8 protein-coding genes, 4 tRNA genes and 1 pseudogene are annotated in these 10021 nt (G+C 59.1%); 5 read left to right on the forward strand and 8 right to left on the reverse strand.

From position 1 onward, the window contains the following. Nucleotides 1-53: 53 nt before the first annotated feature. Together F8N21_RS17655 and F8N21_RS17660 are read right to left on the reverse strand one after the other, a co-directional pair. Nucleotides 54-1265 (reverse strand): benzoate/H(+) symporter BenE family transporter, encoded by a 1212-nt coding sequence (locus F8N21_RS17655; RefSeq protein ID WP_150643343.1) that lies wholly within the window; start codon nucleotides 1263-1265, stop codon nucleotides 54-56. Nucleotides 1266-1391: 126 nt separating this feature from the next. Next, the gene (locus F8N21_RS17660; protein ID WP_150643344.1) at nucleotides 1392-2735 is read right to left on the reverse strand and encodes an aromatic acid/H+ symport family MFS transporter; all 1344 of its coding nucleotides are present in this window, start codon (nucleotides 2733-2735) and stop codon (nucleotides 1392-1394) included. 248 nt (nucleotides 2736-2983) lie between these two features. Here F8N21_RS17660 and F8N21_RS17665 point away from each other — a divergent pair, with 248 nt between their 5' ends. The 5 genes and pseudogenes from F8N21_RS17665 (at nucleotide 2984) to F8N21_RS17685 (ending at nucleotide 6177) form a co-directional block, all read left to right on the forward strand. After that, nucleotides 2984-3610, forward strand: a complete 627-nt coding sequence (locus F8N21_RS17665) for a DUF1780 domain-containing protein (protein WP_150643345.1) — start codon at nucleotides 2984-2986, stop codon at nucleotides 3608-3610. Between the two features lie 50 nt (nucleotides 3611-3660). Beyond that, nucleotides 3661-3804, forward strand: a pseudogene (locus F8N21_RS17670) (MOSC domain-containing protein); the annotation flags it as partial. Between the two features lie 52 nt (nucleotides 3805-3856). Further along, on the forward strand, nucleotides 3857-4030 hold the full coding sequence (locus tag F8N21_RS17675) for a DUF3094 family protein (RefSeq protein WP_150643346.1): 174 nt from the start codon (nucleotides 3857-3859) through the stop codon (nucleotides 4028-4030). Nucleotides 4031-4090: 60 nt separating this feature from the next. Then, on the forward strand, nucleotides 4091-5389 hold the full coding sequence (locus tag F8N21_RS17680; RefSeq protein WP_150643347.1) for an NAD(P)/FAD-dependent oxidoreductase: 1299 nt from the start codon (nucleotides 4091-4093) through the stop codon (nucleotides 5387-5389). A gap of 386 nt (nucleotides 5390-5775) precedes the next feature. Next, a complete protein-coding gene (locus F8N21_RS17685; RefSeq protein WP_150643348.1) occupies nucleotides 5776-6177 on the forward strand; it encodes an EF-hand domain-containing protein in 402 nt (133 codons plus the stop codon). 107 nt (nucleotides 6178-6284) lie between these two features. Here the strand turns inward: F8N21_RS17685 and F8N21_RS17690 are convergent. The 6 genes from F8N21_RS17690 to F8N21_RS17715 all read right to left on the reverse strand — a co-directional run. Then, nucleotides 6285-6361: transfer RNA gene (locus F8N21_RS17690), tRNA-Pro, on the reverse strand. A 95-nt stretch (nucleotides 6362-6456) separates the two neighbouring features. Then, nucleotides 6457-6532, reverse strand: a tRNA-Lys gene (locus F8N21_RS17695). Nucleotides 6533-6537: 5 nt separating this feature from the next. Then, nucleotides 6538-6614 (reverse strand) — tRNA-Pro (locus tag F8N21_RS17700). 9 nt (nucleotides 6615-6623) lie between these two features. Next, nucleotides 6624-6699, reverse strand: a tRNA-Asn gene (locus F8N21_RS17705). A gap of 300 nt (nucleotides 6700-6999) precedes the next feature. Continuing rightward, nucleotides 7000-9564 (reverse strand): ATP-dependent chaperone ClpB, encoded by a 2565-nt coding sequence (gene clpB, locus F8N21_RS17710; RefSeq protein ID WP_150643349.1) that lies wholly within the window; start codon nucleotides 9562-9564, stop codon nucleotides 7000-7002. Between the two features lie 130 nt (nucleotides 9565-9694). Continuing rightward, nucleotides 9695-10021: laccase domain-containing protein (locus F8N21_RS17715; RefSeq protein ID WP_191624345.1), on the reverse strand; the 327-nt coding region annotated here is incomplete at its 5' end.

Here is a 10021-nt window from a genome sequence, read left to right on the forward strand (position 1 = left end):
GACAAATTGCAGTGTTCCACCCGCGCCTCTTTCGCTGCGGGTGGTGGTGGATTTCAGCGCGCCACCTCCTGGCCGCTGGTCGCCGGAATCGCGGGGGCCGGTCGCCGGGCACGCAACATCAGGTGCGCGGCGATGCCGAAAATCAGTCCCCAGAAAGCTGCGGACAAACCGAACAGCGACATCCCCGATGCGGTGACCAGAAAGGTCACCAGCGCTGCCTCGCGGTCATCCGGTACCGCCATGGCACCGGCCAGGGCGCCGGCAATCGCGGCGAACAGCGCCAGCCCGGCCAAGGCCGCAATCAGCTCTTTGGGAAAGGCGGAAAACAACGAAACCAGAGTGGCGCCGAAGATGCCCAACAGCAGGTAGCAGAGGCCGCCCACTACCCCGGCGACATAACGCTTGCCGGGATTTTCATGGGCCTCACGGCCGGTGCAGATGGCGGCGGTAATGGCCGCCAGATTCAGCCCATGGCAGCCGAAAGGCGCCAATAGCGCAGTCCCCAGCGCGCTGCTGGCGATGATCGGGCTGGCCGGTGTGGCATAACCACTGGCCCGCAGCACCGCCATGCCCGGAACAAATTGGCCGGTCAGTGCCACCATCACCAGCGGCAAGGCGATATTCAGGGTCGCGCTCAGGCTGAACTGCGGCGTGATCCACACCGGCGTAGCCAGACCAATCACCAACGCCTCGCGATGCAGGTCCCCGGCGATCAAGGCGATGGAGCAACCGACCAGCAGCACCATCAACACCGCATAACGCGGCATCACCCGCTTGCACACCAGGTAAGTGGCAAACATCGCCAGCACCAGCATCGGCTTGCCCTGCAAGGACACGAACAACCCCGTGCCAAAGCTGAACAGAATGCCCGCCAGCATCGCCGCGGCGATCGCGGATGGCAGCTTGCTGATAATGCGATCGAAGGCCCCCGACACCCCCACCAGAAAGATAATCAAACTACTGACCAGGTAGGCGCCCACCGCCTCCTCCATGGAAATCCCCGGCAGCAACGCCACCAGCAATGCCGAGCCGGGCGCCGACCAGGCAATGATCACCGGCACCCGGTAACGCAGGCTCAGGCCGATGCCCAGTACCGCACTGCCAATGGAAATCGCCCACACCCACGAGGACAACACCTCCCGGGACAACTGGGCGGTTTCGGCCGCCTGGAAAATGATCACCAGGGGACCCGCATAGGAGATCACCGTGGCGATAAACCCGGCGACCGCGGCGGACAGGGAAAAGTCGTGGAAAAATGCTTTCATGAAACCTCGCCGCACGATTCATCAGGCGATCCTTGGCGCGCGGCCTGGATGCTCTTGTCTGGGGAAATCGAGTCGTTCAGGAGTAACCGGCGGCACGGCATAACACCGCGCCACCGGTTGCCAGACTCAAGCCCTGGTGGTCGACATCGCTGGCGCAACGCGACGGGTCGAGCGTTGACTGCTGATGGCGAACAAGGTCATGGCGATGGCAGCAATAGCCCCCGGTACGGCGAAGGCCATGAAGTTGAGCTGCAACGGCAGGTTGATACCCAGCAGCGCGCCCCCCAGCAGCGGTCCGACGATGGCACCGTTGCGGCCAATGCCCGAGGCCCAGCCCAGGCCGGTGGAGCGAATGGTCATGGAGTAAAACTGCGCGGCACAGGCATACAGCAGAATTTGCGAACCGATGGTGGTCGCACCGGCGATGGCGATCAGCAGGTACAGCACCGGTGTCGGGCTCTTGAAGCCGAGCAAGGTGATCGACACCGCGGCGATGGTGAAGAACACCGCCAATACCCGCGGCAGATTGAGCTTGTCGCCCAATACCCCACCGCCGACCGCACCGAAGATTGCGCCGAAATTCAGCACCAGCAGGAAGGACAGGCTCGAACCCAGGCTGTAGCCGGCATTGGCCATCAACTTCGGCAGCCAGGAGCTCAGGGCGTAGACCATCAGCAGGCAGCAGAAAAACGCCACCCAGAGCATCAGCGTGCGCATTGCCCGACCTTCGCGGAACAGTTGCAGAACCGGCTTGCCGGTGCCCTTTACATCGGTCATGTGCAGCTGGTCGGTGACTTGCGCGACATACGCCGGGTCGATCCGTCCGAGGATGTTGCGTGCCTCCTCGTTGCGCCCCTGGCGCAGCATGAAACCCACCGACTCGGGCAGGAAGTACATGATCAGTGGCAACAGCAGCAATGGCAGCACCGCCACATAGAACACCGACTGCCAACCGAAGCTGGGGATCAGCACAATGCCCAGGCCTGCGGAGAGCATGCCGCCCACTGAGTACCCGCTGAACATGATGGCTACCAGGGTGCTGCGGATTTTCTTCGGCGCGTACTCGTTCATCAGCGCCACCACATTGGGCATCACGCCACCAATGCCGAGCCCGGCAATGAACCGGCAAATACCGAACTCTGTCGGGTTTCTGGCAAAACCATTGAGCACGGTGAAACCGCTGAAGAGCATCACGCAAATGGTGATGGCCTTTTTCCGGCCGATCTTGTCCGAGAGCGGGCCGAAAAACAGCGCCCCGAACATCATGCCGAACAGCGCATAACTGCCCAGCGCCCCGGCTTCAAGCGGGGTCAGGCCCCACTCCTTCATCAGCATGGGCAATACCACCCCGTAAATCACCAGGTCGTAGCCATCGAAGATGATGATCAGGGCACACCAGAACAGCACCATCCAGTGGAAGCGATTGAAGCGAGCGTTGTCGATAACCGCATGTACGTCGATATTGCGCATGGCATCTGTCTCTTGTTGTTGTTTTTAGAACGACGGACGAGAACTCCATCGTTTTATATGCAGGCCATGGCAGGGTAGGGAGGCAAAACAGCCAGTAATATCCGCTTTGTGCAGATCGCTATCCGTTTTGTGCACCGATGTGTTGAAAGGCCCAAGGGTAGGAATCTCGCCTCAAAGGCAGGACCCTGTTTATTTTTGTGCGACAGAAAGTATTCTTTCGGATCACATTTGGACGCTAAGCTTGGGCTATGGATGACTCAGATTATTTACGCCTGCTTACCATCGCAGCCGAACAGGCCAACGCGTTCCTGTCCAATGCCCGCAAATGGGAGCGTGAGCGTTGGGTCTGCCAACGCCTGCTGCAAGGCTTGAATATCCCCTATCGGGTCGACGAATTCGCTCCCGCCGCAGAACCGCCGGACGTGCTGTTCCGTGACGCCAGTTTTGAGGTGTTTTTCGTGCTCGATGAAGGCCGACGCCTGAACGATGAATGGCGAGATGAGCTGCAACGCCGGCGCAGCGCCTTTTCCCTGAGCCAGCTGGTGCGCCGCGAAGCCAAACCCAGGCGCATTCCCGCCAACGAGTTCTTGTTGCGACTGGCGCCGACCCTGCGTAAAAAAGCGCATAACTACAAGGAACGCGGCATGGACCTGGGCGAGCTGGACATCATCGCCTTCGCCAGCCTCAAACGTGAAGTGCTCGACCTCAACAGCCACTTCCCGCCGCCCACCGAATACCTGCGCCAGGGCTGGCGCTCGCTGTCGCTGGTCGGTCCGACCTTCGCCCGCGTGCTGTTCGCCCACCCGGATGCCCCCGACTTCCTGCGCAACAACCTGGGACGCAGCATCGTCTTCGACGTCGGTATCAGCCTGTGAGTCCGTTGCCAGAGTTGCTTGCCGAGGTGCCACAGCAGGGCCGGGTGCGCCTCGGCCGCGGGACTTTCCAGGCCGTTCGCCAACATGGCGCAATCACTGCGCGAATGATACAAAGTGGGATCATTCGCCTGGATGACAGGGCGTGCGTCGAGCCCCTGCATGCGAGCGGCTATGCTCCGTTCCATGCCGGATAACTCTGCGCTGTAGCTTCTACACATTTCGCAACGTCTACCTGACGAGGCCTTTATGACCAGCCGCCTGAACCCAGACGACCAAAAGCATGTCGAAGAATACCTGCAACTGTCCCAGCACCGAGTCGAGCGCCGGCCTTTCCGGCCATGGCTGCTCCTCGTGGTGGTATTGGCAGTGACTATTGGCCTGGGCTTGCTGAGCCGTCTTTTGAGTTACCTGACGCTATGAGCTGCGTGGCGCTCGCTCGGGTAACTGCACCGATTTTTTTTAGCCTTGCGAGATATCCCCATGACTCATCGTATTGTCATCGTTGGCGGCGGCGCCGGCGGTCTGGAGTTGGCTACCCGTCTGGGTAAGACTCTGGGCAAGCGTGGTACGGCCAGAGTGCTACTGGTCGACGCGAACCTGACCCACATCTGGAAACCGCTGTTGCACGAAGTCGCAGCCGGTTCGCTGAATTCCTCTGAGGACGAACTGAATTATGTTGCCCAGGCTAAATGGAATCACTTCGAATTCCAGCTGGGGCGCATGAGCGGGCTCGATCGCGCACAGAGGAAAATCCAGCTGGCGGCCACTTACGACGAAGCCGGCCTGGAACTGGTGCCGGCGCGCGAAGTGCCTTACGACTCGCTGGTAATCGCTGTCGGTAGCACCACCAATGATTTCGGCACTCAGGGCGCGGCGCAGCACTGCCTGTTCCTCGACACCCGCAAACAGGCCGAGCGCTTCCATCAGCAATTGCTCAATCACTACCTGCGCGCCCATGCCGGGCAAACCGACAAGGTCGAGCAGATCAGCGTGGCCATCGTCGGGGCCGGCGCCACCGGCGTCGAGCTGGCGGCCGAGCTGCATAACGCGGCCCATGAACTGGCAGCCTATGGTCTGGACCGGATCAAGCCGGAAAACATGTACATCACCCTGATCGAAGCCGGTCCGCGGGTCCTGCCGGCACTGCCGGAGCGGATTGGCGGGCCTGTGCATAAAACCCTGGAGAAACTCGGGGTCACGGTACTGACCGACGCAGCGGTCAGCGAAGTCACCGCCGAGGCGCTGATCACCAGCAGCGGCCAGGTGATTCCTGCCAGCCTGAAGGTTTGGGCGGCCGGGATTCGTGCGCCAGGCTTCCTCAAGGATATTGATGGCCTGGAAACCAACCGGATCAATCAATTGCAAGTCTTGCCGACCCTGCAAACCAGCCGCGACGAGAACATCTTCGCCTTCGGCGATTGCGCGGCCTGCCCGCAGCCAGGCACCGATCGCAATGTGCCGCCACGGGCGCAAGCGGCGCACCAACAGGCTTCGCTGCTGGCCAAATCGCTGAAACTGCGGATCGAAGGCAAAGCCCTGCCGGAGTACAAGTACACCGATTACGGCTCGCTGATCTCGCTGTCACGTTTTTCGGCTGTGGGTAACTTGATGGGCAATCTGACCGGCAGCGTGATGCTCGAGGGCTGGCTGGCGCGGATGTTCTATGTGTCGCTGTATCGGATGCACCAGATGGCGCTCTATGGCGCCTTCCGCACGGCGATGCTGATGCTCGGCAGCAAGATCGGGCGCGGGACCGAGCCGAGGCTCAAGTTGCACTGACATCTTCGGCGCCTGACATGGCCTCTTCATAGGCAGGCCCTAATTTGGGCGCCCGAAAAAGATCGCAGCCTGCGGCAGCTCCTACGGTCAACGTTCACATGAAATTGTGTTGAGCTCGGTCGGCGTAGGAGCTGCCGCAGGCTGCGATCTTGGCGATCTAATCCGCGCCGAAAGTCTGTGGGTACTGGCTGCTTTTGTGTCTCACTGTATCCCTACCCTACGATTCAACCCTTCGCTTACAAACTCCCCCTTGCGCGACACAGTAGCGATACACCACGCCCGCTAAATGGCCACACCCGAGCAAGCCACCGCCTGCTTCGGTTACCGCCGCAGTTACGTGGCGCCATTTATCGAGCGGTTGTGTCGTGCAACCCAGGAGATTTGTAATGTCCCGTACCACTACTCTCAGCAAAAACACCATTGGCCTGCTCGGCGCTGTCCTGGCCGGTGGAATGATGTTGTCCGGCTCCGTGTTTGCCTCGCAGCCTCTGACTCAGGGCTACCTGCTCGCGTCGGCCGAGCAGGTGGTGAAAACTCCTGAAGGCAAATGTGGCGAAGGTAAGTGCGGTGATGAATCGATGGCCAAGACCGACACTGATGACGATGGCCAGGTGTCCCGTGCGGAATTCTTGAAAGTTGCGCCCAAGGCCGACTTCGATAAAATCGACGTCAATCACGATGGTCAAATCTCGGAACAAGAGGCTTTTGATAACGTGAAGTCCAACTACGAAGCCAATGGCAAAAAAATGCCAAAGGGCTTGTTCGAGCACCTGAAAGACAATAGCTAAGACGCAACCAACGCCCTGCTTCTCTCCCAGGAGAAGCGGGGCTTTTTTGTACACTTTTCTGCAGGCAAAAAAAATCCCCGTATCTTTCGATACGAGGATTTTTAATATGGTCGGGGTAAGGGGATTCGAACTCCTGACATCCTGCTCCCAAAGCAGGCGCGCTACCGGACTGCGCTATACCCCGGTAAAAAAAAGGCACCTTTGAAAGGCGCCTTCTACGATCAGCGCTTTTGGCCTCTGATCTTAAGATTCGATTCCAGCGTTAACTGGTTTCAAAAATGGTGGGTCGTGTGGGATTCGAACCTACGACCAATTGGTTAAAAGCCAACTGCTCTACCAACTGAGCTAACGACCCAAAAATGGTCGGGGTAAGGGGATTCGAACTCCTGACATCCTGCTCCCAAAGCAGGCGCGCTACCGGACTGCGCTATACCCCGGTTTGAAATTGGCTCCGTGACCAGGACTCGAACCTGGGACCCAATGATTAACAGTCATTTGCTCTACCGACTGAGCTATCACGGAACTACATATTTCAATTACAACACTTTACCGCTACTTCGCTCTCTTCGACCCGTTCGCATCGCTGCGTTCGTGTGTCTGAGGCGCGCTATTCTACAATTTTAAAACACCCTGTCAACCCCTTAAATTGCTTTCAAGACAATGATTTGCGTCTTGTTTCAGATTTCTCCTTGGGGAGAAGAAACCCTTGGGGGGTGACATGCTGCGGGGCGCACTTTACAAGCCTTTTCCTTACAGTTCAATGCCCTAACGAAAAAAAGGCCTCGCAATGCGAGGCCTTTCTGGTTATCGAGCCGCCAAGGCTCAGTGGAAGACGATTTGGTCGTTCTCCACCGTGGCCTTCACGCTAACCCCAGGCAAGAAACTGCCGGAAAGGATCAGCTGCGCCAACGGGTTCTCGATCCAGCGCTGAATCGCTCGTTTCAGCGGCCGTGCACCGTAGACCGGGTCGTAACCCACTGCGATCAGCTTATCCAGTGCCTCGCTGCTCAGTTCCAGCTTCAGCTCGCGCTCGGCCAGACGGCTGCGCAGGCGGCCCAGCTGGATCTCGGTGATGCCAGCGATCTGATCCCGGGCCAGAGGCTCGAAGATCACCACTTCATCGATCCGGTTGATGAATTCCGGCCGGAAGTGGCTGGACACCGCATCCATCACCGCAGCCCGCTGCGCTTCGCGATCACCCACCAGCTCCTGGATCTGTACCGAACCCAGGTTGGAGGTCATCACGATCACCGTATTGCGAAAATCCACGGTTCGCCCGTGACTGTCGGTCAACCGACCATCTTCAAGGACTTGCAGCAATACGTTGAACACGTCCGGATGGGCCTTCTCGACCTCGTCCAGGAGGATCACCGAGTACGGCTTGCGACGCACTGCCTCGGTCAGGTAACCGCCCTCCTCGTAGCCTACGTAGCCGGGTGGCGCACCAATCAGCCGGGCCACGGAATGTTTCTCCATGAATTCGGACATATCGATCCGCACCATCGCCTCTTCAGTATCAAAGAGGAACTCGGCCAGCGCCTTGCACAACTCGGTCTTGCCCACACCGGTCGGGCCGAGGAACATGAACGAGCCGCTTGGGCGGTTCGGATCGGACAACCCGGCACGGGAACGGCGCACCGCGTTGGAGACCGCGATCACCGCCTCGTCCTGGCCGATCACACGCTGGTGCAACAGGCTTTCCATTTTCAACAGTTTGTCGCGCTCACCTTCGAGCATTTTCGACACCGGAATACCAGTCCACTTGGAAACGACTTCGGCGATCTCTTCCTCGGTCACTTTGCTGCGCAGCAACTGGTTTTCACTTTTGCCATGCTGATCGACCATCTGCAGGCTGCGCTCCAGATCCGGGATCACCCCGTACTGCAGTTCGGCCATGCGGTTGAGGTCGCCTTTACGGCGTGCAGTTTCCAGTTCCTGACGGGACTGTTCGATTTTCTGCTGGATCTGCGCAGAGCCCTGCACTTCGGCTTTTTCCGCGGACCAGATTTCTTCCAGGTCAGAATACTCGCGCTCATGCCGGGCGATTTCTTCCTGCAGCTTTTCAAGGCGCTTCTTGGCGGCTTCGTCGTCTTCTTTCTTCAGCGCCTGGGCTTCAACCTTCAGTTGAATCAAACGCCGCTCCAGACGATCCAGCACTTCCGGCTTGGAGTCGATCTCCATGCGAATGCGGCTGGCCGCTTCATCGATCAGGTCGATGGCTTTGTCCGGCAACTGGCGGTCGGTGATGTAGCGATGGCTCAGCTTGGCTGCGGCAATGATCGCCCCGTCGGTGATCGCCACCTTGTGGTGGACCTCATAACGCTCTTTCAAGCCACGCAGGATCGCAATAGTGTCTTCCTCACTCGGCTCGTCCACCAGAACCTTCTGGAAACGCCGCTCGAGCGCGGCGTCCTTCTCTATATATTGGCGGTATTCGTTGAGAGTGGTCGCACCCACGCAATGCAGCTCACCTCGCGCCAGGGCCGGCTTGAGCATATTGCCAGCATCCATCGAGCCTTCGGCTTTACCGGCGCCGACCATGGTGTGCAGTTCGTCGATGAACAGGATGATCTGCCCTTCCTGCTTCGACAGCTCATTGAGCAACGACTTCATGCGCTCTTCAAATTCGCCGCGGAACTTGGCACCGGCAATCAGCGAGCCCATATCCAGCGATAGCAGGCGTTTGCCTTTGAGGCCATCCGGCACTTCGCCATTGATGATCCGTTGCGCCAGGCCTTCGGCGATGGCGGTTTTACCCACGCCAGGTTCGCCAATCAGTACCGGATTGTTCTTGGTGCGGCGTTGCAGGACCTGGATGGTCCGGCGAATTTCGTCGTCACGGCCGATCACCGGGTCAAGCTTGCCTTCTTCGGCGCGCTTGGTCAGGTCGACGGTGTATTTATCCAGGGCCTGGCGCGACTCTTCGTGGTTGGGGTCGTTGACCGCCTCACCACCGCGCAGGTTGTTGATCGCATTCTCCAGGGCTTTCTTGCTGACCCCCTGCCCCAGCAGCAATTTGCCGAGCTTGCTGTTCTCGTCCATGGCGGCGAGCAGCACCAGTTCGCTGGAAATGAACTGGTCACCTTTTTGCTGCGCCAGGCGATCGGCCTGATTGAGCAGGCGCGCCAGATCCTGCGACATGTTCACGTCGCCAGTGGGATTCTGGATTTTCGGCAGTTGGTCGAGCTCTTTGCTCAGCTCTTTGCGCAAGCTGGTGACGTCAAAGCCTACCTGCATCAACAGGGGTTTGATCGAACCTCCTTGCTGTTCAAGCAGCGCCTGCATCAAGTGCGCCGGCTCAATACCCGGATGATCGAGGCCGACCGCCAGAGACTGGGCATCGGACAAGGCCAATTGTAACTTGCTGGTTAAACGGTCTATACGCATGGGTCACCTTCCTAGTTGGGCAGGCCGGTCGATGGACACACCTAAATGAAGAAACCTGCCAGATACCTCACTAGATGCGGTCGATTCTGGAAGATTCAAGCGGCGCAGAGTTGACGCAGGTCAGGGGAGTCTAGCGTTCCAGCCAGACAAGGGAGGCAAACCGACCGGTGCGGGGACTGCGGCGGTAAGAATAGAAACGCGGGTCGCTGACGGTACAGAAACAGCCGCCATACACCGCCGTTACGCCGCGAGCGGCCAGACGTAAACGCGCCAACATATAAATGTCGGCCAGGAATTTGCCGGCGTTGCGACTCGGGACAAAAGCCTGATCCGCTCCCGCAAGCTGCCGGACGAAGGCTTCACGAACCTCCGGGCCAACTTCAAAGGCTTGCGGGCCGATAGCCGGTCCCAGCCAGACCAGCACCTCGGAAGGTGGCATGGCAAGGCTGTCCAGCGT

The sequence above is a fragment of the Pseudomonas fluorescens genome, assembly GCF_902497895.1.
Lineage (GTDB): Bacteria > Pseudomonadota > Gammaproteobacteria > Pseudomonadales > Pseudomonadaceae > Aquipseudomonas > Aquipseudomonas fluorescens_BP.